The organism is Arenimonas sp., assembly GCF_041913985.1.
Lineage (GTDB): Bacteria > Pseudomonadota > Gammaproteobacteria > Xanthomonadales > Xanthomonadaceae > Arenimonas.
In genome coordinates, this window is the sequence record NZ_JAYSEG010000016.1 from 32,633 (window position 1) to 54,432 (window position 21,800).

14 protein-coding genes are annotated in these 21,800 nt (G+C 71.7%); 6 read left to right on the forward strand and 8 right to left on the reverse strand.

The window, feature by feature from the left end:
• Positions 1–34: 34 nt before the first annotated feature.
• From ACE3Q2_RS07340 to pbpC, 4 genes are read left to right on the forward strand one after another with little or no spacing between them, the layout of a single operon-like run.
• A complete protein-coding gene (locus ACE3Q2_RS07340) occupies positions 35–2,104 on the forward strand; it encodes a PDZ domain-containing protein (protein ID WP_374473568.1) in 2,070 nt (689 codons plus the stop codon).
• On the forward strand, positions 2,101–2,889 hold the full coding sequence (locus tag ACE3Q2_RS07345) for a hypothetical protein (RefSeq protein ID WP_231694062.1): 789 nt from the start codon (positions 2,101–2,103) through the stop codon (positions 2,887–2,889). Before ACE3Q2_RS07340 ends, ACE3Q2_RS07345 begins: the two co-directional genes overlap by 4 nt.
• Positions 2,890–2,942: 53 nt before the next feature.
• Positions 2,943–7,841 carry an alpha-2-macroglobulin gene (locus tag ACE3Q2_RS07350; RefSeq protein ID WP_374473569.1) on the forward strand — a complete coding sequence of 1,633 codons (4,899 nt, stop codon included), beginning with the start codon at positions 2,943–2,945 and terminating at the stop codon, positions 7,839–7,841.
• 11 nt (positions 7,842–7,852) lie between these two features.
• Complete coding sequence (pbpC, locus tag ACE3Q2_RS07355; protein WP_374473570.1) at positions 7,853–10,243, forward strand: penicillin-binding protein 1C; 2,391 nt, start codon at positions 7,853–7,855, stop codon at positions 10,241–10,243.
• 13 nt (positions 10,244–10,256) lie between these two features.
• Here the strand turns inward: pbpC and ACE3Q2_RS07360 are convergent, their stop codons facing one another.
• Complete coding sequence (locus ACE3Q2_RS07360; RefSeq protein ID WP_231694060.1) at positions 10,257–10,736, reverse strand: peroxiredoxin; 480 nt, start codon at positions 10,734–10,736, stop codon at positions 10,257–10,259.
• A 142-nt stretch (positions 10,737–10,878) separates the two neighbouring features.
• Here ACE3Q2_RS07360 and ACE3Q2_RS07365 point away from each other — a divergent pair, with 142 nt between their 5' ends.
• Together ACE3Q2_RS07365 and ACE3Q2_RS07370 are read left to right on the forward strand one after the other, a co-directional pair.
• Positions 10,879–11,319, forward strand: a complete 441-nt coding sequence (locus ACE3Q2_RS07365) for an Hsp20/alpha crystallin family protein (RefSeq protein WP_043800817.1) — start codon at positions 10,879–10,881, stop codon at positions 11,317–11,319.
• Between the two features lie 101 nt (positions 11,320–11,420).
• Positions 11,421–12,296: a DnaJ C-terminal domain-containing protein gene (locus ACE3Q2_RS07370; protein ID WP_374473571.1), complete on the forward strand. Its 876-nt coding sequence runs from the start codon at positions 11,421–11,423 to the stop codon at positions 12,294–12,296.
• 104 nt (positions 12,297–12,400) lie between these two features.
• On the opposite strand, the gene ACE3Q2_RS07375 is transcribed toward ACE3Q2_RS07370, so the two are convergent.
• From ACE3Q2_RS07375 to ACE3Q2_RS07405, 7 genes are all read right to left on the reverse strand, one after another.
• Positions 12,401–12,769: a response regulator gene (locus tag ACE3Q2_RS07375; RefSeq protein ID WP_231694058.1), complete on the reverse strand. Its 369-nt coding sequence runs from the start codon at positions 12,767–12,769 to the stop codon at positions 12,401–12,403.
• A 61-nt stretch (positions 12,770–12,830) separates the two neighbouring features.
• Positions 12,831–13,823: an oxidoreductase gene (locus ACE3Q2_RS07380; protein ID WP_374473572.1), complete on the reverse strand. Its 993-nt coding sequence runs from the start codon at positions 13,821–13,823 to the stop codon at positions 12,831–12,833.
• A 79-nt stretch (positions 13,824–13,902) separates the two neighbouring features.
• Complete coding sequence (lpdA, locus tag ACE3Q2_RS07385) at positions 13,903–15,327, reverse strand: dihydrolipoyl dehydrogenase (protein WP_374473573.1); 1,425 nt, start codon at positions 15,325–15,327, stop codon at positions 13,903–13,905.
• Positions 15,328–15,329: 2 nt separating this feature from the next.
• Positions 15,330–16,502, reverse strand: coding sequence for a dihydrolipoyllysine-residue succinyltransferase (gene sucB / locus ACE3Q2_RS07390; protein ID WP_374473574.1), 1,173 nt, complete (start codon positions 16,500–16,502; stop codon positions 15,330–15,332).
• Between the two features lie 33 nt (positions 16,503–16,535).
• Complete coding sequence (locus ACE3Q2_RS07395) at positions 16,536–19,361, reverse strand: 2-oxoglutarate dehydrogenase E1 component (protein WP_374473575.1); 2,826 nt, start codon at positions 19,359–19,361, stop codon at positions 16,536–16,538.
• Positions 19,362–19,544: 183 nt separating this feature from the next.
• Entirely contained in the window at positions 19,545–20,504 is a 960-nt protein-coding gene (locus tag ACE3Q2_RS07400; protein ID WP_231694054.1) for a GNAT family N-acetyltransferase, read from the reverse strand.
• 4 nt (positions 20,505–20,508) lie between these two features.
• On the reverse strand, positions 20,509–21,714 hold the full coding sequence (locus ACE3Q2_RS07405; RefSeq protein WP_231694053.1) for a cupin domain-containing protein: 1,206 nt from the start codon (positions 21,712–21,714) through the stop codon (positions 20,509–20,511).
• Between the last annotated feature and the right edge of the window lie 86 nt (positions 21,715–21,800).

A 21,800-nucleotide genomic window follows, 5' to 3' on the forward strand; every position in this document is an offset into this window, starting at 1 on the left:
GTACCCTAAGGGCGGTGACCTTCCGGAGGACCTGATGCCTGCCACCCGTTCCCGCGCGGCCCTGCTTGCCGCCCTCGTCTGGCTCGTCGCCGTCCCGGCGGCCCTGGCCGAACCGCCCGCCGCCGCCGCGCGCTCCACCGACGCCGCCACCATCGCCGCCGCGCGCGACAAGGTGCTGCCGGTGGTGGTGAGCATCCTGAACGTGCGCGAGGACTTCCAGCAGGGCGAACCGGTGCTCAGCGTGTCCTCGGGCAGCGGTACCGTGGTGTCGCCCGAGGGGCATGTCGCCACCAACGCCCACGTCACCCAGAAGGGCAAGAGCTTCCGCGTGGTGTTCGCCGACGGCCGCGAGCTGCCGGCGCGGCTGGTGGGCACCGACACCCTGTCCGACCTGGCGGTGCTGCAGGTGCTGCCGCCCAAGCCCGAAACCTTCGCCTACGCCGGGTTCGCCGACACCCTCGGCCTGAGCCCCGGCGATACCGTGCTGGCCATGGGCGCGCCCTGGGGCCTGTCGAACTCGATGAGCGCGGGCGTGGTGAACAACCCGCGCCGCCTGCTGGTGTCGCTGTTCGACGACGAGGCCGACTACGAGGACCGCCTGGGCGCCGACGAACCCACCGGCCGCTACTACGCCTGGATCCAGCACGACGCCGCCATCGCCCCCGGCAACTCCGGCGGCCCGCTGGTGGACCTGGCCGGCCGCATCGTCGGCGTGAACACCCGCGGCATGATCTTCGGCGGCGACCTGGCTTTCGCCATCCCCGGCCCCGACGCCGGCGAGGTGGTGCGCCGACTGATCGCCGACGGCCGCATCGTGCGTTCGCACCTGGGCCTGCGCCTGCGCTCGCTCAAGGGCACCGGGCTGGAGGAGGGCGTGCTGGTGAACGCCGTCGAGCGTGGCTCGGTGGCCGAGAAGGCCGGCCTGCGCGCCGGCGACCGCATCCTGTCGCTCGACGGCGCCGCCATCACCGCGCGCCAGCCGGTGGACGTGCCGGCCCTGCAGCGGCGCATCGCCGAACTGCCGGTGGGCGCCCGGCTCACGCTGAAAGTGGCCCAGGGCGACCAGCGCCGCGAAGTGCGCCTGCAGACGGTGGCCCAGCCCGAGGATCGCGGCGAGGAGCGGGCCTTCGCGCCCTTCGGCGCCTCGCTGGCCGAACTCACGCCGGCCATGGGCCGCCGCCGCAACCTCGAGGCCATCGAGGGCCTGCTGGTCACCGGCCTGCGCCCGGGCGGCCCGGCGGCCATCGCGCGCCCGGGCCTGCAGGCGGGCGACGTGATCCACCGCATCAACGGCCAGCCGGTGGCCGACCACGCCGCGCTTGAGGCCGTGGCGGGCAAGCCCTCGGCCGACGGCAAGCCGCTGGTGGTCGAATTCCAGCGCCAGGCCGAGCGCCGCGTGGCGCTGCTGGCGCCGGTGCACGGCGACAAGCTGCGCACCCCGCTGCCCGAGATCGGCAAGGCCTGGGCTGGCGTCGAAGTGCAGCCGGTCACCGCCTCGCTGGCGCGCGACCTGGGCCTGCCGGCCTCCGGCTTCCGCATCACCCGCGTCTATCCGGGCAGCCCGCTGGCTGCGGGCGGCGCGAAGGTGGGCGACCTGCTGTCGGCGGTCGACGGCGTGGCCCTGCGCGCCGCCAACGAGGATTCCGACGACGGCTTCCACCAGCGCGTGCGCGACCTGGCCATCGGCGCCAGGGTTCGCTTCGACGGCTTCCGCGACGGCAAGGCTCAGGCCTTCGAGGTGACGCTGGCCGATTCGCCGGCCAACACCTCGGCCCTGCGCACGCTGGCGCTCACGCGCCTGCGCGCCCAGACCCGCGAGATGGGCTTCTACGACCGCGCCGCGCGCCGCCTGCCGGCCTCGCAGCAGGGCGTGGTGGTGGACGGCGTCGAAGCCGGCGGCCCGGCCGGCCTGGCCCACCTGCAGGGCGGCGACGTCATCGTGCGCCTGGGCGAGCAGCCGGTGGACGACCTCGCCAGCCTGCAGTCCGCGCTCGACGCGGCGCTGGCCAAGGGCAACGGCCGGGTCATCCCGGTGCAGGTGCTGCGCGGCCAGGAAACGCGCATCCTCTATCTTGAACGCTACTGGCTCACGGAGACGCCATGACTTTCGCCCGCCGCCTCGTCCTCGCCCTGGCCCTGGCCGCCGTGCCGGCGCTGTCCGCCGCGCACCCCGACGAGTTCGAGGACTACCGCGCCATCTACGCCCTGCTGGCGAAGCAGCACGCCGACGCCATCGTGACCGTGAAGTTCGTGATGTCGGTGACCAACTCCGGCAACGAGCAGCGCATCGAAGACCGCACCCAGGCGGTGCTGGTCGGCGAAGGCGGCCTGCTGCTGGTGCCCGAGCGCACCATCAGCCTCGACCTGGGCACGCTGGGCAACCGCACGCCCGGCCAGGCGTCGCCGGTGGCCAAGTCCAGCGAATTCCGCGTGCGCCTGGCCGACAGCGAGGAATGGCTGCCGGCCGACCTGGTGACCCGCGACGGCGAACTGGGCCTGGCCTGGCTGCGCGTGCGCAACCCGCCCGGCAAGCTGCCGTACGTGGACCTGGCGCAGGGCACCAAGGCCGAACCCGGCATGGCCTTCTTCTCGGTGCTGCGCACCTCGGACGAGTGGGGCGGGGTGGCGGTGTTCCGCCCGGGCCTGGTGCTGGGTGAAACCCACACGCCCACCTTCCGCCTGCTGGTGGACGGCGTGCCGGGCCTGGCCTTCTCGCACGAGGGCAAGCCGATGGGCTACGTGGACGTGGACCTGGCCTCGATGATGCGTTCGCGCAACACCGGCGTGGGCATGGACATGGCCGACCTGGTGCTGCGCATGACCCCGATCGACAAGGTTGCCGCCGCCACCGCCCAGGCCGCGAAACTCCCGGTGGCCGGCGAGGGCTGAATCCCGCGCGGCGACCTATACTGCTCCCGTCCCCCGGGAGCCTGGCCATGGTCGTGAAGTTCGTCCTCCGCCGCGCGGCGGTGCTGTCGCTGCTGCTGTTGCTTGCCTTCGCCGCCGGCTGCCGGCGCGACGCCAACCAGGTGCCCGAGCTGCAGGGCGCCACGCCGGTGGACGCCCGCCCCGCCATCGAAGGCTTCGCGCTGGAAGGCGCGGGCCACGGCCGCCACGACGGCCAGGTGGCCATCGAACTGCGCTTCACCCAGCCGCTGGCGGCCAGCCAGGCCTTCGACGACCTGATCGCGGTCACCGGCGCCAACGGCGAACCGGTCACCGGCAGCTGGGTTCTCGACGACAGCGCGAAGGTGCTGCGCTTCCCCTACGTCGAGGCCAGCCGCGACTACACGGTGCTGCTGCGCGCCGGCCTGGCCGCCGCCGACGGCAAGACCCTGGGCAGCGAGCAGCGCCGCGCGGTGAACACCGGGCCGGTGGAGCCCGCCGTCGGCTTCGCCTCGCAGGGCAGCGTGCTGCCGGCGCGCGACACCCGCGGCCTGCCGGTGGTGTCGGTGAACGTGGGCGAGGTGGACGTCGAATTCCTGCGCGTGCGCGACGCCGAGGTGGCCAACTTCTTCGTCAGCTACCAGCGCGGCGGCCGCCGCGGCGGCTGGGACCTGGGCGACAGCCCGTGGCAGGACCGCGTGGCCATCACCCGCGTGGCCGAGCCGGTCTACCTCAACCGCTTCGTGCTGGGCGGCGCCGAGAACGAGCGCCGGCTCACCTACCTGCCGGTGCAGAACATCGCCGAGCTGCAGGCGCCGGGCGTGTATTTCGCGCTGATGCGGCGCGTGGGCGCCTACAACGACGACTACGACACCGCCATCTTCTTCGTCAGCGACATCGGCCTGCACCTGCGTGCCTACGGCGAGGACGTGTTCGTGCACACGGCCTCGCTGCAGTCGGGCGAGCCGCTGGGCGACGTGGCGCTGGAAGTGCTCGACCGCGGCGGCGAAGTGGTGGCCAGGGCCGCCACCGACGGCGCCGGCAACGCCCGCGTGGCCTATGCGCTCGACGCCAGCCACGTGCTGGTGGCGCGCAGCGGCAACGACGTGTCGGTGCTGCCCTTCAACCAGCCGGCGCTGGACCTGTCGGATTTCGCGGTGGCCGGGCGCGCGCAGGCCTGGTTCGACGTGTTCGCCTGGTCGGGCCGCGACCTCTACCGCCCGGGTGAAACCCTGCGCGTCTCGGCCCTGATGCGCGACCACGACGGCCGCGCGGTGAAGGCGCAGCCGCTGTTCCTGGGCCTGAAGCAGCCCGACGGCAAGATCTACCTGGAAACCCGGCTCGACCCGCGCGAGGGCGGTTATTACGAGTGGACCCAGGCGCTGCCGCCGGAGGCGCCCACCGGCCGCTGGCAGGTGGAGTTCCGCACCGCGCCGGGCGCCGGCGAGGTGGTGCAGGGCTTTTCGCTGCGCATCGAGGAATTCCTGCCCGAGCGCATGAAGCTGCAGCTCGACGCCGCGCAGCCCACGCTCGCGCCCGGCGACGCACTCAAGCTGCAGGTCGAGGCCGCCTATCTCTACGGCGCGCCCGCGGCTGGCAACCGCTTCACCGCGCGCCTGGCGGTGAGCCCGGAGCTGCACCCGGTGCAGTCCTTGCCCGACCACCACTTCGGCGACCCGACGATGGGCCTGCCGAAAGAGGCGAAGGACGTGCTCGACCAGGCGCTCGACGCCCAGGGCAAGCTCGAGGCCACGCTCACGTTGCCGGAAGAAGCCGCGAAGCCCGGCGCGCCGGTGGCGGTGGTGGTCAGCGGCAGCGTGTATGAGAGCGGCGGCCGCCCGGTGACGCGCAGCCTCACGCGCACGCTCTGGCCGGCGCCGCAGCTGGTGGGCGTGCGCCCGCTGTTCGACCCGGCCGAAGGCGCACCCGCGAACGGCAACGCCGGCTTCGAGATCCTGCGCAGCGACGCCGCCGGCAAGCTCTCGGCCGCGAGCGGCCTGAAGGTGAGCCTGGTGCGCGAGATCCGCGACTACCACTGGCGCCGCGACGACGCCGGCTGGGCCTTCGACTACACCGCCCGCCACGAAACCGTCGAAACCCGCGAACTCGCCGTGCGCGCCGACGGCGGCACGCGCATCGACTTCCCGGTGGAGTGGGGCGAATACCGGCTGGAAGTGCTCGACCCCGCCACCGGCCTGCTCACGCGCCTGCCCTTCGTGGTCGGCTGGAGCTGGGACAACCAGAACCGCGGCCTCGACGCCCGCCCCGACAAGGTGAAGCTGGCCTTCGACAAGACCGCCTACCGCGCCGGCGACCGCCTGGTGGTGACGGTGACGCCGCCGCAGCCCGGCCCCGGCCTGCTGCTGGTGGAAAGCGACCATCTGCTGCACGTGCAGCCGCTGGAAGCCAAGCCCGGCGCCAGCTACGAGCTCGAGGTGACGCCCGACTGGGAGCGCCACGACGTCTACGTGACCGCGCTGGTGCTGCGCGGTGGCTCGGCGGTGGAGAAGGTCACGCCGGCGCGCGCCGTGGGCGTGGCGCACGTGCCGATGGACCGCAGCGACCGCCGGGTGGACGTCACCGTCGAAGCACCGGCGAGCGCGCGCCCCGGCCAGGCGCTGCCGGTGCGCCTCGCCGCGCCGGCGCTGGCGGGCAAGACCGCCTGGGCCACGGTATCGGCGGTCGACCTGGGCATCCTCAACATCACCCGCTTCCCGGTGCCTGACGCCGGCGCGCATTTCTTCGCCCAGCGCCGCCTGGGCGTGGACGCCTACGACCTGTACGGCCGCGTGATCGAAAGCTTCGCCGGCGAAACCGCCACGCTGCGCTTCGGCGGCGACCTGGCCCTGCCGGCGCTGCCGCAGGCGCGCCGCCCGACCGCGCGCGTGCAGACGGTGGACCTGTTCGCGGGGCCGGTGAAGCTCGACGCCTCCGGTGCCGCGACGGTGGACGTGCAGGTGCCCGACTTCAACGGCACGCTGCGCGTTTCCGCGCTCGTGTTCAGCGAAGACGTGTATGGCCAGGACAGCGCCGAAAGCGTGCTGCGCGCGCCGGTGCTGGCCGAACTCAGCGCGCCGCGCGTGCTGGCGCCGGGCGACCGCAGCACGGTGACGGTGGACCTGCAGAACTTCACCGGCAAGCCGGGTGAATTCGCCGTCAGCCTCGACGCCACCGGGCCGATCGCGGTGGCCTCGGGCAGGCGCAGCGTGACGCTGGCGCCCGAAGAGAAGACCACGCTGTCCTTCGCGCTCAGCGGCACCGAGGGCTTCGGCACCGGCCAGCTGCGCCTGCGCGTGGACGGCGGCGGCCATGCGGTGGACCGCAGCTTCGAACTGCCGGTGCGGCCGGCCTGGGGTAGCGTCGCCCGCAGCCGGGCGCAGTCGGTGGCGCCTGGCGGCACGCTGTCGCTGGGCACCGAACTGGCGGCCGGGCTGATGCCGGGCACGGTGCAGGCGCGGCTCACGCTCACCGCGCAGCCGCCGATCCCGTTCGCCCGCGCGCTGCAGGACCTGCTCGACTATCCCTACGGCTGCGTCGAGCAGACCACCACCCGCGGCCACGCGGCGCTGCTGCTCGACGCGAAGTCGGCGGCCAGCCTCGGCTTCACCGGCCTGGGCGAGGACGAGCGCCGGCGCCGGCTCGAGGCCAGCTTCAGCCGCCTGGCGGCGCTGCAGGCGGCCAACGGCCACTTCTCGATGTGGGGCGGCGGTGACACCGCGCCCATCCTGACGCCGGCCATCGCCGAGTTCCTGCTGGCCGCGCGCGACGCCGGCTTCGCGGTGCCCGAGGCCATGCTGCAGAAAGCGCTCGAGCGCCTCAACGAGGACCTGCTCACCGGCGGCCTGCCGTTCTACGCCTACGACGCCTCCGACCACCTGCGCTTCGCCTACCAGGCGCACGCCGGCTACGTGCTCGCCAGGCTGGGCCGCGCGCCGCTGGGCACGCTGCGCGCGCTGCACGACAACCAGCGCGGCAATGCGCTCACCGGCCTGCCGCTGGCCCACCTGGGCCTGGCGCTGGCGCTGCAGGGCGACAACGCCCGCGCCGAGGTGGCGCTGAAGGAAGCGCTGGCGAAGGTGTCGCAGCGCCCGCGCTGGCTGGGCGACTACGGCTCCGACCTGCGCGACGACGCGCTGGTGCTGGCCCTGCTGCGCGAGAACGAGCGCAAGGTGCCGGGCCAGGACGAGCGCCTGCTGGCGCTCTCGCGCGCCCTGCAGGCGCGCGGCGCGGAGAAGTACGCCTGGTACAGCACGCAGGAGCAGATCGCGCTGGCCCGCCTGGGCCGCACGCTGGCGCTGGATGGCAGCCGCACCTTCTCCGGCCAGCTCACGGTGGGCAACGACACCACCACGCTCGCGCCCGACCGCCTGGCCGGCCGCGAACTCGGCCTGGGCGACCTGGCCGCCGGCGTGCGCTTCGTGCCGGAGGCCGAGGCGCCGGTGTTCGCCACCGTCGACGTGGCCGGCATCCCGCGCACGCCGCCGGCCTTCGACGACAGCGCCATCAGCGTCAAGCGAAGCTGGTTCAACCCCGACGGCACGCCGTGGAAACCCGGCCCGCTGCGCGAGGGCCAGGTGCTGGTGGCGGCGCTGCGGGTGGAGGCGAAGGAGTCCATGCCCGACGCCTTGCTGGTGGACCGCCTGCCCGCGGGCCTGGAGATCGAGAACCTCAACCTCACCGACCCGGACCAGTGGGCCGACGTGAGCATCGAGGGCATCACGCTCTCCGAGCGCGGCGGCGCCGCCGAGCTGGCGCACGAGGAGTACCGCGACGACCGCTACGTGGCCGCGCTCAGGCTCTACCCGGGCCAGGCCGCGCAGCTGTTCTACCTGGTGCGCGCGGTGACGCCGGGCACCTACGTGGTGCCGCCGCCGCAGGTCGAGGACATGTACCGTCCGGAGCTGCGCGGCATCGGCCAGGCGGTGCCGGCCACGGTCACCGTCGCCGACCCCTGAGGGCCGGCGCGGTGCGCGGCGGCCACGGGCCGTTCCTGGCCACGCCGCGGCGCCGCAGGGCGGCGCGCCGCGGCCCGCGCTGGCGGCGCCGGGTCGTGGGCCTGGCGCTCGCCTTGCTGGCGCTGTTCGCGCTCGACCGCCTGTTCCCGCCGCCGCTGCCCGGCGCCGGCGGCGCCACCGTGGTGCTGGCCGCCGACGGCACGCCGCTGCGCGCCTTCGCCGACCGCGACGGCGTGTGGCGTTATCCGGTCACGCCGGAACAGGTGTCGCCGTATTACCTCGAGGCGCTGCTGGGCTACGAAGACCGCTGGTTCTGGCGCCACCCCGGCGTGAACCCGCTGGCGCTGGCGCGCGCCGGGTGGCAGTGGCTGGCGAACGGGCGCGTGGTGTCCGGCGGCTCCACGCTCACCATGCAGGTCGCGCGCATCTTCGACCCGCAGCCGCGCAGCGCCGGCGGCAAGCTGCGCCAGGCGCTGCGCGCCCTGCAGCTGGAATGGCGGCTCGACAAGCAGGAAATCCTGACGCTCTACCTCAACCACGCGCCCTTCGGCAGCACCGTGGAAGGCGTGGAGGCGGCCAGCTGGGCCTACCTGGGCAAACCCGCGCGCGAACTCTCCCAGGCCGAGGCGGCGCTGCTGGCGGTGCTGCCGCAGGCCCCCAGCCGCCTGCGCCCCGACCGCCACCCGGAGGCCGCGCGCGCCGCCCGCGACAAGGTGCTGGCGCGCCTGGCCGGGCAGGGCACGTGGAGCCAGGACGACGTCGATGCCGCGCGCATCGAACCGGTGGTCGCGCGCCGCCTGCAGCCGCCGGTGTCGGCGGCGCTGCTTGCCCAGCGCCTGCGCGCGGCACACCCGGGCCGGGCGCACGTCACCAGCACGCTCGACGCCAACCTGCAGCGCACGCTCGAGGCGCGGCTCGCGGCCTACTTCGCCCAGCTGCCGGAACGCAGCTCGGCGGCGCTGCTGGTGGTGGACAACGCCACGTTGGAAGCACGCGCCTACGTCGGCTCCCTGGCCTTCGGCGACGCGCGCCGGCTCGGCCACGTGGACATGGTGCGCGCCGTGCGCTCGCCCGGCTCCACGCTCAAGCCCTTCCTCTACGGCCTGGCGCTGGACGACGGCCTGGTGCATTCGGAAAGCCTGCTGGTGGACGCGCCGCAGGCCTTCGGCGACTACCGGCCGGTGAACTTCGACCCGGCCTTCAACGGGCCGGTGTCGGTGGCCGAGGCGTTGCGCCTGTCGCTGAACGTGCCGGCGGTGGACCTGCTCGACCGCGTCGGCCCCGAGCGCTTCACCGCGCGGCTCGCGCACGCGGGCCTGGCCTTGCAGCTGCCGCGCGGCGCCAAACCGAACCTGTCCATCGTCCTCGGCGGCACCGGCACGCGGCTGGAGGAACTGGTGGGCGCCTATGCCGCGCTCAACCGCGGCGGCCTGGCCGGGCAGGTGCGCTACACGCCGGAAGCGCCCTTGGTCGAACGCCGGCTGCTGTCGCCGGGCGCGGCCTGGATCGTGCGCGAAATCCTGGAATCACATGGCCGGCCCGGCCAGCGCGAAGGCCTGGTGGACACCAGCCGGCGCCAGCGCGTGGCCTGGAAAACCGGCACCAGCTTCGGCTTCCGCGACGCCTGGGCGATCGGCAGCACCACCCGTTTCACCGTGGGCGTGTGGGTGGGCCGCCCCGACGGCACGCCGCTGCCCGGCCAGTACGGCGCCATCACGGCGCTGCCGCTGCTGTTCGAAGTGGTGGACAGCCTCCCGCGCGCGGCGGCCGACACGGCGCGGCCGCCGATGCCGGCCACCGTGGAAAAACGCGAGATCTGCTGGCCGCTGGGCCTGCCGCCGGACCCGGCCGCGCCCGGGCTGTGCCAGCGGCGCCGCGAGGCCTACGTGCTGGCGGGCCAGCTGCCGCCGACGCTGCCAGAACGCGAGGCCCGGCTGTGGAGCGCCGGCAGGCTGCCGATCGACGTGGACGCACGCAGCGGCCTGCGCCTGTCGGCGTCGTGCACTGCGCGGCACGAGCGCCAGCGCGTGGAAATCGCGCGCTGGCCCAGCCTGGCCTACCCGTGGCTGCCGGCGCAGGAGCGCCGCGCCTCGGCCATCCCGGCGCTGGCGCCGGACTGCGCGCCGGATGCGCTGGCGGCGGTGGAATCCCTGCGCATCGAAGGCCCGGCCAACGGCAGCCGCCTGGCCCGCGCCCCCGGCAGCAGCACGCCGCCCACGCTGCGCCTGCGCGCCCTTGGCACGGCGGCGCGCGTACGCTGGCTGGTGAACGGCCGCCTGGCCGGCGAAACCCTCGGCGCCCTGCACTGGACCCATGCCTTCGACACCGCGGGCGAGCAACGCATCACCGCCCTGGCCGACACCGGCGCCTGGGCGGAATTGTCACTGCGCGTATTGCCCTAGCAGGGTGGAAAACTCAGGCCAGGTGCTCGAGCACGTAGTCGGCCGAGGACACCTTGAATTCGCCCGGGGCTTCCACGTGCAGCTGCTTCACCACGCCGTCCTCGGCGTACAGCGCGAAGCGCTTGGCGCGCAGGCCCATGCCGAAGGCGGTGGCGTCGAGCTCCAGGCCCATGGCCTGGGTGAAGGCGCCGTTGCCGTCGGCCAGCACCAGCAGGTCGGCCGGCACGTCCTGGTCCTTGGCCCAGGCGCCCATCACGAAGGCGTCGTTCACCGACAGGCAGGCCACTTCGATGCCGCGCTTGCGGAATTCGTCCATCTTCGCCACGTAGCCCGGCATGTGCTTGGCCGAGCAGGTCGGGGTGAACGCGCCCGGCACCGCGAACATCACCACCTTCTTGCCGCCGAAGATCTCGCTGGTGTCCATCGCCTGCACGCCGTCGCGCAGCACGTTGAGGGTGGCCTGGGGAAGCTTGTCGCCGACTTGCAGGGTCATGGGGAACTCCGGGGGTGGAAGGGCAAACTGCGAGTTTAACCCCCCGCGGTGAAGGCCGGGTGGGGGTCTTGAAGGCCGCCCCGGCGCCCCTATTTTCCCGGCATGGCGGCCTCCGCGCCGCCGATTCCACGGAGGACGAGACATGAGCCTGATCCGCTACAACGCCAACCACCCGCGGGCCCTGCAGGAGGAGATCAAGCAGGTGTTCGACAAGTTCTTCAACGCCGACGACGCCGATGCGTCCAGCGTGGTCACCAGCCAGTGGATGCCGCGCGTGGACGTCAAGGAGGAGGCCGACCGCTTTGTCATCCAGGCCGACCTGCCGGGCGTGGACCCGAACGAGATCGAGGTGCAGATGGACAAGGGCATCCTTTCGATCAAGGGCGAACGCAAGACCGAATCGGTGACCGAGGGCGACCGCTATTCGCGCATCGAGCGCGCGCACGGCGTGTTCTACCGCCGCTTCGCGCTGCCCGACAGCGCCAACCCGGAAGGCATCACTGCCACCGGCAAGCACGGCGTGCTGGAGATCATCATTCCCAAGCGCCCCGAGACCACGCCGCGCCGCATCCAGGTGGGTTGAGGTTGTTTCCCGCCGCGGCCCGGCTGCCGGGCCGCGGCCCCCGCGCGTAAACTGGACCCGCGGGCGCGTGCCGCGGGTTTTTCTACTTCCAAGGGCAGACGATGCAGTTCAAGGACTACTACGACACCCTGGGCGTCGAACCGACGGCCGGCGAGGCGGAGATCAAGACCGCCTACCGCCGCCTTGCGCGCAAGTACCACCCCGACGTGAGCAAGGAGAAGGGCGCCGAGGAGCGCTTCAAGGCCATCAACGAGGCCTACGAGGTGCTGCGCGACAAGGAGAAGCGCGCCGCCTACGACCAGCTCAAGGCCCAGGGCTACCGGCCCGGCGAGGAGTTCCGGCCGCCGCCGGATTTCGGCGCCGGCGGTTTCGGCGGCCACGGGTTCCGCTTCGAGCAGGATTTCGGCGGCGGCGGCTTCAGCGACTTCTTCGAATCCCTGTTCGGCGGCCGTGGCCCCGGCCGCGGCCGCCCCGAACCGCCGGGCGACACCCGCGCCAAGCTGGCCATCCCGCTGGAGCTGGCCTACGCCGGCGGCAAGCAGCGCATCGAGGTGGACGGCCGCAAGCTCGAGGTGAACATTCCCGCCGGCATCCAGCCGGGGCAGGTGATCCGCCTGGCCGGGCAGGGCCAGCGCGGCGCCGACCTCAAGCTCGAGATCGACTACCGCCCGCACGGCGAATTCGAAGTGGACGGGCGCAACGTGCTCTACACGCTGCCGCTGGCGCCCTGGCAGGCGGCGCTGGGCGCCACCGTGAGCGTGCCCACGCTGGGCGGCGCGGTGGAGCTGCGCGTGCCGCCCGATTCCGACACCGGCCGCAAGCTGCGCCTGCGCGGCCGCGGCCTGCCGGGCAAACCCGCGGCGGGCGACCAGATCGTCGAGATCGAAGTGCGCGCGCCCAAGGCCGCCACCGAGGCCCAGAAGGCGCTCTACCGGCAGATGGCCGAGGCCTTCGACTTCGACCCGCGCAAGGCCTGAAAAAGCGAAGGGGTCCCGGTTGCCCGGGACCCCTTCTGCGTTTGCTGGATCGGATTTGATCCGTTTCGATCCGATCTGATCCGTGTTCGAAACGCGCTCCGTCCTCAGCCGCCCGCGAGCAGGCTGTTGATGACCTCGATGAGCTGGTTTTCGTTGAACGGCTTGGTGATGTAGGCCTTGGCGCCCTGGCGCATGCCCCAGACCTTGTCGGTCTCCTGGTCCTTGGTGGTGACCAGCACGATGGGGATGTGGGCCGTGGCCGCTTCCTTGGAAATGGCGCGGGTGGCCTGGAAGCCGTTGAGGTTCGGCATGACCACGTCCATCAGGATCAGGTCGGGCACGTTGGCCTTGGCCATCTCCACGCCGGCGGCGCCGTCTTCGGCGGTCAGGGCCTCGTGGCCCAGCTTTTCAACAATGCGCTTCATGCCCATCAGCTGGGACGGGGAATCATCGACGATCAGGATGCGTGCCATGAATGGGCCTCCAACGGGTAGGTGATTGTATGCCGGGGGGGCGGTCAGGGTGCAAGCCGGGTCAGAGACGAACGACCGTTCGTCCGAAGGAACCGCCGGCGAGCATGGTCGGGAAGACCTGGGGGAGCTCGTCGAGCGTGGTTTCGCGGGTGCAGATGGCGTCCAGGTGGGCCGGCTTCCAGGGGCCGGCCAGGCGCTCCCAGACCTGCTCGCGCTGGGCCCGGGCGGTGCCGGCCGAGGCGATGCCCAGCACCGACACGCCGCGGATGATGAAGGGCATCACCGTGGTGTTGAGCGCGTGGCCGCCGGCCAGGCCGCAACTGGCGATGTTGCCATAGGGGTGGATCACGCGGGTCAGGCCGGCCAGGGTGTCGCCGCCGACGCTGTCGATGGCGCCGGCCCAGATCGCCGTTTCCAGCGGGCGCGGGCCCCAGTGCATGTCCTTGCGGTTGATCACCTGGCGGGCGCCGAGGCGGGTGAGGAAGTCGAGGTGCTCGAACTTGCCGGTGATGGCATGGGCTTCGTAGCCGGCGCGGGTGAGGATGTCGATGGCCAGCATGCTGACGCCGCCGGTGGCGCCGGTGACCACCACCGGGCCCATGGCCGGGACCTGGCCGTTCTGCTCCATGCGCAGCAGCGACAGGCCGGCGGTGAAGCCGGCGGTGCCCAGCACCATGGCTTCGCGCAGGCCCAGGCCGGCGGGCAGGGGAATGGTCCAGTCCGCCTGCAGGCGCACGTATTCCGAATAGCCGCCGTCGCGGGTTTCCGACAGGCCCGAGCCCGTGCACAGCACCGGGTCGCCTTCGCGGAATCGCGGGTCGGTGGACGCGACCACGTGGCCGGCCACGTCGATGCCGCCCACCAGCGGGAAGCGGCGCAGGATCTTGCCTTCGCCGGTGCCGGCGAGCGCGTCCTTGTAGTTCACGCTCGACCATTCGGCGCGCACCACCACTTCACCGGGCGACAGGTCGTCGAGCGACAGCGCCTCGATGCCGGCGCGGTGGCCGTCGGAATGGTGGATGCGGAAGGCGCGGAACGTGGCGGGGATGCTCATGGCGGGGTCTCCTTGCGCAGCGGCGCTTGAAACGCCGAGAGGCGCCCGGGGGCGCCTCTCGGAAGGGTACACCAGTTGCTCAGTTCGCCTTGTGGATGGCGCGCTTGTCCACCGCCATGGCGGCGTCGTGGATGGCCTCCGACAGCGTCGGGTGGGCGTGGCAGATACGGGCCAGGTCCTCGGCGGAGCCGTGGAATTCCATGGCCAGCACGCCTTCGTGCACCAGCTCGGAAACGTTCACGCCCACCAGGTGCATGCCCAGGATGCGGTCGGTTTCCTCGTGCGCGATCACCTTGACGAAGCCGGCCGGCTCGCCCATGGCCACGGCGCGGCCGACGGCGGCGAACGGGAAGCTGCCGGTCTTGTACGGGGTGCCCTCGGCCTTGAGCTGCTGCTCGGTCTTGCCGACCCAGGCGATTTCCGGTTCGGTGTAGATGACCCAGGGGATGGTGTCGAAGTTGACGTGGCCCGGCAGGCCGGCGATGAGCTCGGCCACCGCGATGCCTTCCTCGAAGCCCTTGTGCGCCAGCATTGGGCCGCGCACGCAGTCGCCCACGGCCCAGACGCCCTCGACGCCGGTGGCGCAGTGGTCGTCCACGACGATCTGGCCGCGCTCGTTGAGCTGAACGCCGGTGCCCTCGGCCAGCAGGCCCTTGGACGCGGCCTTGCGGCCCACCGCCACCAGCAGCTTGTCGACCACCAGCTCGTGGTCGGCCTTGCCGTCGTTGTAGGTCAGGTGCACTTCGTTCTTCTTCACCTCGGCCTTGGAGACCTTGGTGCCGAGCTTGATGTCCAGGCCCTGCTTCTTGAATTCCTTGAGCGCGACCTTCGCGACCTCCGCGTCGGCGGCGGCCAGGAAGTCGGGCATGGCCTCGAGGATGGTGACCTCGGCGCCCAGGCGCTTCCAGACGCTGCCGAGCTCGAGGCCGATGACGCCGGCGCCGATGACGCCCAGGCGCTTGGGCACTTCGGTGAAGTCGAGCGCGCCGACGTTGTCGACGATGTGCTTGCCGTCGAACTTGGCGAACGGCAGCTCGATCGAATCCGAGCCGGCGGACAGGATGACGTGCTTGCCCTGCAGCTCGACCTCGGTGCCGTCGTGCTGCTTCACCTTCACCAGCTTGCCCGGGTGCAGGGTGCCGAAGCCGTAGTAGGCCGTGATCTTGTTGGCCTTGAACAGCTGGGCGATGCCGCCGGTGAACTGCTTGACGATCTTGTCCTTGCGGCCAACCATCGTGCCCACGTCGAGCTTGGCGCCCTCGGTGCTGATGCCGTGCTCGCCGAACAGGTGGTGCAGGTTGTGCCACTGGCGCGAGCTGTCGAGCATGGCCTTGGACGGGATGCAGCCCACGCGCAGGCAGGTGCCGCCCAGGGCGGGCTTGCCGTCCTTGCCCAGGGCCGCGTCGATGCAGGCGACCTTCATGCCCAGCTGGGCCGCGCGGATGGCGGCGTGGTAGCCGGCCGGGCCGGCACCGATGACGACGACGTCGAAGTTCTCGGCCATGGTCAGAGCCCCAGCAGCATGCGGTGCGGGTTTTCCAGCTGGTTCTTGATGTCCACCAGGAACAGCACCGCGTCCTTGCCGTCGATGATGCGGTGGTCGTAGCTGAGCGCGATGTACATCATCGGCGCGATCACGACCTGGCCGTTCTCGGCGATCGGGCGCTCCTTGATGGCATGCATGCCCAGGATGGCCGACTGCGGCGGGTTGACGATGGGCGTGGACATCAGCGAACCGAAGGTGCCGCCGTTGGTGATGGTGAAGGTGCCGCCCTGCAGGTCCTCGAGCTTCAGGCCGCCCTCGCGGGCCGCCTTGGCGTAACCGGCGATGGCGCCCTCGATGTCGGCGAAGGACATGTTCTCGACGTTGCGCAGCACCGGCGTGACCAGGCCCTTGTCGGTGGCCACGGCGATCGAGATGTCGGCGTAGCCGTGGTAGATCACGTCGTTGCCGTCGACCGAGGAGTTCACGATCGGGTGCTTCTGCAGCGCATTGGCGGCGGCCTTGGCGAAGAAGCTCATGAAGCCGAGCTTGATGCCGTGGGTCTTCTCGAACGGCTCGCCCAGCTCCTTGCGCATGGCCATGACCTTGCCCAGGTTCACTTCGTTGAACGAGGTGAGCATGGCGATGGAGTTCTTCGACTGCATCATGCGCTCGGCGATGCGCTGGCGGATGCGGGTCATCGGCACGCGCTGCTCGGGGCGGGCGCCACCGCCGACCTTGATGTGGTTGACGATGTCTTCCTTGGTCACGCGGCCACCGCGGCCGGTGCCGGCGACGTCGGCCGGGTTCACGTCGTTGCGCGCGGCGTGCGCGGCGGCGCCCGGCGGCAGCTCGACGCCGGCCTTGGCGGCGGCGGGCGCGGCGGCCTTGGCCGGAGCGGCGGCCGGGGCAGCGGCGGGCGCGGCAGCGGCGGCGGGCGCCGGAGCCGGCGCGGCGGCGCCTTCCTCGATGATGGCCACGACCTGCTGGCTGGTCACGGTGTCGCCGGCCTGGAACTTCAGTTCCTTGAGCACGCCGTCGACCGGCGAGGGCACTTCCAGCACCACCTTGTCGGTCTCGAGGTCGAGCAGGTTCTCGTCGCGACGGACGGCGTCGCCGGCCTTCTTGTGCCAGGTGGCGATGGTGGCGTCGGACACGGATTCCGGAAGGACCGGGACTTTGACTTCGATGCTCATGGACGAGGTCCTGGGTGCGTGGAAAGGGAAGGCTTATTCAGCGGTGTGGGTGTTGGGCGCGTTGACGAGGGCGTCCTCGATCAGCTTCGCCTGTTCGATGTTGTGCGTGTTCAGGTGGCCCGCGGCCGGCGAGGCCGAGCGCGCGCGCCCGGCGTAGCTCAGCGACTGGCCCTTGCCCAGGCAGAAGTCGAGGTGGTGGCGGATCTGGTACCAGGCGCCCTGGTTCATGGGCTCTTCCTGGCACCACACCACTTCCTTGGCCCCGGCAAAGCGCTTGAGCTCGGCCGCCAGCGCCTCGCGCGGGAACGGGTAGAGTTGCTCGACGCGCACGATGGCGACGTCGGTGACCTTCTTCGCCTCGGCCGCCTCGACCAGGTCGTAGTAGACCTTGCCGCCGCAGACCACGACGCGGCGCGCCTTCTTCGGGTCCTTGCAGGTGCTGTCGGCGATCAGCTCCTGGAAGCCGCCCTTGGCGAGTTCGTCGAGCGTGGACACCGAGAGCTTGTGGCGCAGCATGGACTTGGGCGTCATCACCACCAGCGGCTTGCGGGTGGCACGCAGCATCTGGCGGCGCAGCATGTGGAACATCTGCGCCGGCGTGGTCGGCGTGCACACCTGGATGTTGTCGAGCGCGCACAGCTGCAGGAAGCGCTCCAGGCGCGCCGAGCTGTGCTCGGGGCCCTGGCCTTCGTAGCCATGCGGCAGGAACAGCACCAGGCCGCACAGGCGGTCCCACTTCGACTCGCCCGAGGTGATGAACTGGTCGATCACCACCTGGGCGCCGTTGGCGAAGTCGCCGAACTGGCCTTCCCAGATGTTGAGCGTGGACGGCTCGGCGGTGCTGTAGCCGTATTCGAAGGCCATCACGGCCTCCTCGCTCAGCAGCGAGTCGATGACCAGCGCGTGCTCGGGGTTCTTCACCAGCGCGCGCAGCGGCATGTGCGCCTGGCCGGTGGCCTGGTCGTGCAGCACCGCGTGGCGGTGGAAGAAGGTGCCGCGGCCGGCGTCCTGGCCGACCACGCGCAGCTTGTAGCCTTCCGCCAGCAGGGTGGCGTAGGCCAGGTTCTCGGCGAAGCCCCAGTCCATGGCCAGCTCGCCGGCGGCCATCTTGCGTCGGTCGTCGTAGATCCTGGCGACGCGGGCGTGCAGCTTTAGTTCGGCCGGCAGGGTGTTGATGAGCGTGGCGAGCTTGTCGAGCTCGGCGCGCTTGACCTGGGTCTTCACCTCGTCCTTGAGCTTGCCCTTGAGCCACGGGGTCCAGTCGACCGCGTAGGGGTCGGGGCCGACCTTGACCAGGTCGGTGGTGACCTCGCCCTTGTCGAGCTTGTCGCGGTAGGCGTCCACCAGGGCCTTGGCGCCGGCGGCGTCGATGACGCCCTCGGCGGCCAGCGCCTCGGCGTAGAGCTCGCGGGTGGTCTTGCGGGCGCGGATGTTCTGGTACATCAGCGGCTGGGTGGCCGCCGGCTCGTCGGCCTCGTTGTGGCCGTGGCGGCGGTAGCAGACCAGGTCGATGACCACGTCCTTGCCGAAGGCCTGGCGGAAGTCGAAGGCCAGCTCGGCCACGAAGGCCACGGCCTCCGGGTCGTCGCCGTTCACGTGCAGCACCGGGGCGCCGACCATCTTGGCCACGTCGGTGCAGTACAGCGTGGAGCGGGCGTCCTCGGCGGCGCTGGTGGTGAAGCCGACCTGGTTGTTGACCACGACGTGGAGGGTGCCGCCGACGCGGAAGCCGCGGGCCTGCGACATCTGGAACAGCTCCATCACCACGCCCTGGCCGGCGAAGGCCGAGTCGCCGTGGATCAGCACCGGCAGCACCTGCTTGCGCTGCGCGTCCTCGCGGCGCATCTGGCGCGCGCGCACCGAGCCGGCCACGACCGGGTCGACGATCTCGAGGTGCGAGGGGTTGAAGGCCAGCGCCAGGTGCACCGGGCCGCCCGGGGTGGCGACGTCGGAGGAATAACCCATGTGGTACTTCACGTCGCCCGAGTGCGCCGGGTCGTCGTTGTGCTCGAACTGGCCGCGGAACTCGTTGAACAGCTTGTGCGGCGGTTTGCCCATGGTGTTGATGAGCACGTTCAGGCGGCCGCGGTGGGCCATGCCGATCACCACGTCCTTGATGCCGTCGCTGCCGCCGCGGCGCACCAGGGTGTCCATCAGCGGGATCAGGGCGTCGCCGCCCTCGAGCGAGAAGCGCTTCTGGCCGACGAAGGCGGTGTGCAGGTAGCGCTCCAGGCCCTCGGCGGCGGTGAGGCGCTCGAGCAGGCGCTGCTTGGCGGCCTTGTCGAAGCCGTAGGTGCCGGCCGCGCCCTCGAGGCGCTGCTGCATCCAGCGACGCTGGTTGGCGTCGGAGATGTGCATGAACTCGGCGCCGATGCTGCCCGAGTAGGAGGCACGCAGGCGCGCCAGCAGGTCGCGCAGCTTGAAGCGCGGCTGGGCGAACCAGGTGTCGACGGTGAACTCGCGGTCGAGGTCGGCGTCGGACAGGCCGTGGAAGGCCAGCTCCAGGTCCGGGGCGTCCGGGCGGGCCATCATGCCCAGCGGGTCGAGGCGGGCGCCGAGGTGGCCGCGCGAGCGGTAGGCGGTGATCAGCTTGCCGACCGCGGCCTGCTTGCGGGCCGACTCGTCGTCCAGGCCACCGGCCACGACCGGGGCGCGGGCGGCCGCCTGCACCTGGGCCATGACGGCCGAGTGGGGCACGTCGCCGGCCTCGCGGCCCTTGAAGCCGTCGAAGTAGGTTTTCCAGGCCGACGGGACACTGTCGGGATCGACCAGGTACTGTTCGTACAGGTCTTCGATGAAGGCGGCGTTTCCGCCGGCGAGCTGAGAGGTCTGCTTAAACTGCTTGATCAGACTGTCCACGACCCTGGCCTGGCCCGCCTCAACGGCAGGTAAGTGATTGATGGAATGGGATGTCGCGGCGCCGCAACGGAGCGGCGACAAGGTCTGCGATTATAGCTGGCGCCGCCGGGCTTTAGAACCCGACGCAGGCTGTACGGGGTGCCCGCGGGGGCTGGACTTTGGTCGCGGTGTCGTGCCCGCGCCTCAGATCCCCAGGGCCCGGAACTCGGTGACGCCGCGGGAACGCTCCCAGACCCGGCCGAAATGATCGAGCAACTGCCGGGTACGGGACGGATTGGCCGGGCTCCAGTCGCCCTCCCAGCGGCTGCCGAGCTGGCGGAACAGGTAACCGTCACGGTCGTTGGCCAGGAACGCTGAGGGGTACTGCAGGTCCACGTCGTCGGTGGGCGTGCGGAACTGGAACACCGAGGTCATGCGCTGGGCCAGCGTGAGCAGCGGGTGGCCCTGGCCCTGCACGGCGGCGGGGTCGAGCAGCAGGATGCGCACCACGCCGCCGCGCCCGGCGATGGCGAAGTCCTTGAAGGCCTCGAGCACGGCCGGCTGGCTGTACAGCACCGGGTCGAGGTCGCGGCTGAAGAGCACCAGCTCGCGTCGCGCGGCCCGCACCACGGCCAGCGTGGCCTCGGTGGCGACCGACAGGCTGTCGAAGTCGGTGGACGGCACCGAAGCCTCGCGCGCCCGGGCCGGGTAGCGGTCCGGGCCGGCCAGCGGTTCGAGCGCGCGGCGCATGGCCTGGTGCTCGATGCCGGCTTCCATGAAGCGTTCGCCGTAGGGCTGGAAGCCGTGGCGGGCGTAGAAGGCCTCGGCGCTGACCTGGGCGTTGAGGCTCACCTCGGTCCAGCCCAGGCTGCGGGCCTTGTCCATCAGCGCCACCAGCAGGGCGTCGCCAACGCCGCGCTGGCGCCATTCCTTCAGCACCGCCATGCGGCCGATCTTGTGTTCGGGCGTCAGCCGGCCGGTGCCGATGGGGCGGCCGTTGTCGTCGCGGGCGATCACGTGGTGGCTGCGCGGGTCCAGGTCGTCCCATTCCTCCTCTTCCGGAACCTTCTGTTCCAGGATGAAGACGGTCTCGCGCACTTCCCTCAGGTCCTTCAGGTCGGCCTGGTAATCGGCGGGCTCGATGCGGAAGTCGGTCGGGATCATGGGCTCACCGTCGGCGTTTGGGTTTGACCAGCTGATAGTGGCCCGCGGCCACGAGGCTTACCAGCGCTTCACGGCCGGCGGCATCGAGCCCGGCCACGGCGGCGGCGTCGAGCCGCTCGGCGCCGGCCAGGCAGCGGGCCGAGGCCACGCCCATCGGCAGCGACAGGCCGTTGGCGTGCAGGCAGGCCTTGCGGCCGTCGCGGGCCCAGGCGTGGCGGGCGTGCGGGTGGCGCAGCAGCAGCGCGCCCTCGTCCAGGGCGCTGGTGAGGGCGGCCAGGGCCGGCGGGCGGGCCGGGCGGGCGATCTCGCCGGCCGAGCGGTACTGGGTGATGAAGCGACCGAACCAGCGGCGAAGGGCGGTTTCGTCGAGGTCCTGCAGGCGCGAAAGCGCCTGGCGCACGCGGCCGAAGGCGGCCTCGTCGATCTCGAAGGGGTCGGCGGGCAGGGCCAGGTCCGGGTCGGCGTAGCGGGCTTCCTCGGGCGTGGCGGCGGCCAGTTCCTCGGCCAGGTCCACCATCAGTTCGGCCACCGAAGGCGCGCGCATGCCCACCGACAGGGTGAGGCAGGCGTCCTCGGCCACGCCGTGGTGGGGCACGCCGGGCGGCAGGTACAGGATGTCGCCGGGGGCCAGCACCCAGTCGTGGTCGGGGGTGAATTCGCTGAGCAGCTTGAGCTCGACGTCGGGGCGGAAGGCCTTGGGCGCGTCGGGGTTGGTGTCGATCTGCCAGCGGCGGTGGCCCAGGCCCTGGATCAGGAACACGTCGTACTGGTCCACGTGCGCGCCCACGGAACCGCCGGGCGCGGCGAAGCTGACCATCACGTCGTCCACGCGCCAGGCCGGAAGGAAGCGGAAGCGGTGCAGCAGGTCGCGCACGTCCATGTCCCATTTGTCCACGTCCTGGACCAGCAGGGTCCAGTCCTGGCGGGGCATGTCGGGGAACATGGCCTCGTCGAAGGGGCCGGTGCGCAGTTCCCAGCGGTCGCGCTTGCGGTCGTGCAGCACCACGCGCGACAGGGCCGATTCCTCGCAGGCCAGGCCGGCCAGGTCCTCGGGCGTGATCGGCGAGACGAAGCCCGGGAAGGCGCCGCGGATGAGCAGCGGGCGCTTCTGCCAGTAATCCCGCAGGAACACCTCGGCCGGCATGCCCAGCGGATGCTTCGGCGTGCCGGTGACTTCGATCGGGAGCTGGGGGGAGGTTTTTTTGGCCACGGATTTACACGGATAAGGGCAGATCGATTTATGAAGAATGGATCTTCGCGGTTCTGTACCCGGACCCGGAGGACAACTCCAAGGCT

Excerpts from the sequence above, each read along its gene's own strand:
- ACE3Q2_RS07365 (WP_043800817.1), top strand. The coding sequence starts at position 10,879 with ATGAGCCTGATCCGCTACAACGCCAACCACCCGCGGGCCCTGCAGGAG.
- lpdA (WP_374473573.1), bottom strand. The coding sequence starts at position 15,327 with ATGGCCGAGAACTTCGACGTCGTCGTCATCGGTGCCGGCCCGGCCGGC.
- ACE3Q2_RS07345 (WP_231694062.1), top strand. The coding sequence starts at position 2,101 with ATGACTTTCGCCCGCCGCCTCGTCCTCGCCCTGGCCCTGGCCGCCGTG.
- ACE3Q2_RS07400 (WP_231694054.1), bottom strand. The coding sequence starts at position 20,504 with ATGATCCCGACCGACTTCCGCATCGAGCCCGCCGATTACCAGGCCGAC.
- ACE3Q2_RS07380 (WP_374473572.1), bottom strand. The coding sequence starts at position 13,823 with ATGAGCATCCCCGCCACGTTCCGCGCCTTCCGCATCCACCATTCCGAC.
- ACE3Q2_RS07360 (WP_231694060.1), bottom strand. The coding sequence starts at position 10,736 with ATGACCCTGCAAGTCGGCGACAAGCTTCCCCAGGCCACCCTCAACGTG.
- sucB (WP_374473574.1), bottom strand. The coding sequence starts at position 16,502 with ATGAGCATCGAAGTCAAAGTCCCGGTCCTTCCGGAATCCGTGTCCGAC.
- ACE3Q2_RS07370 (WP_374473571.1), top strand. The coding sequence starts at position 11,421 with ATGCAGTTCAAGGACTACTACGACACCCTGGGCGTCGAACCGACGGCC.
- ACE3Q2_RS07375 (WP_231694058.1), bottom strand. The coding sequence starts at position 12,769 with ATGGCACGCATCCTGATCGTCGATGATTCCCCGTCCCAGCTGATGGGC.
- ACE3Q2_RS07340 (WP_374473568.1), top strand. The coding sequence starts at position 35 with ATGCCTGCCACCCGTTCCCGCGCGGCCCTGCTTGCCGCCCTCGTCTGG.